Below are 1,019 nucleotides of genomic sequence, written 5' to 3' on the forward strand. Positions count from 1 at the left end.
AAGGCAGCAATGGAAACCCAGCAGCCGCCTCTTTTAACAAGCCTTCATGAAATATATCCCTTTACCCGCTGTATAATCGAATCAAATGGTCACTCAATTATAAGGTTTATCGTTTGGCCAGGCTTTAGAAAGGACAGCAAGGGAATATCTTCTTCTATAACTCGACCTATCACATTAACACGGTGATTTGCCCCTAGGTCTCTCTTGCAAATTTGGACCTCCCCCCGATACCTTCCGTAAGCATCATTGTCCATCGTTATGGATCCAAGGCTACGTGCAACTGTATTACTCGGCTCAACATTTGCTGTGACCCGGGTATTCTGCAGCCGGAAAACATCTTGAGAAACATCTGGCCTTAATTTATACTGACCGCCTTGCAAGATTCGGGATTCCATTCTAACAGTTAGAATATTTAGATTTTTATAGGCGGTTAGATTCTCAAGCAGATTATTCTCCGTTCCTTGGTCTCCAACGTAAACTCCTTCCACATGCTGAATCAGCTCAATACCGGCAGCGTAAGGATTCATCAACCTGTGTTTTTCGAGTGTTGGAAGACCCTCATGAAGAGGGCCGCGTTTGCTTCCTGCACCTGGGATGAAAGCAAAGATCGGTATGCCGTATTTCTTGAACATTCGATTTTGTTGATGAAAGAACCCTTCCTCAAGGCCCGTTTCAGGCTTCGGATAAAAGTTGTGCCATGCTATCAGACTTTCCGTTTCCACACCGCCCCCAAGTATGGCCAAAAGTTCTTCTTCATTCAGTGTACTTGCATTTAGTGAGAGTGAAAACACCTTAGATAAAGATATGACCGTTTCTTTATCAAACCCATCATCAAGCCGAATACCTTTAATACCTAATGGCCATAAATCCGTGAATTTGCTAATCCCCAAATGATCAAGCGTGTTTAATGAGACATCTGCATGGATTTCCATTCCATAGTCCTCTGAAAGCTTTAAAAGCGTGATCATCCTTTTCACGAGATCACCCTTTTCTTCAGGAATATGAAGCGAGGTGAATGC

Annotated in this window: 1 protein-coding gene; it reads right to left on the reverse strand. The window is 43.3% G+C overall.

What is annotated here, in order from left to right:
• Window positions 1-89: 89 nt before the first annotated feature.
• A partial coding sequence (locus ACFVSH_RS27050; RefSeq protein WP_387708938.1) for a MupG family TIM beta-alpha barrel fold protein occupies window positions 90-1,019 on the reverse strand: 930 nt, incomplete at its 5' end.

This window comes from Peribacillus sp. NPDC058002 (assembly GCF_042886655.1).
GTDB lineage: Bacteria > Bacillota > Bacilli > Bacillales > DSM-1321 > Peribacillus > Peribacillus aracenensis.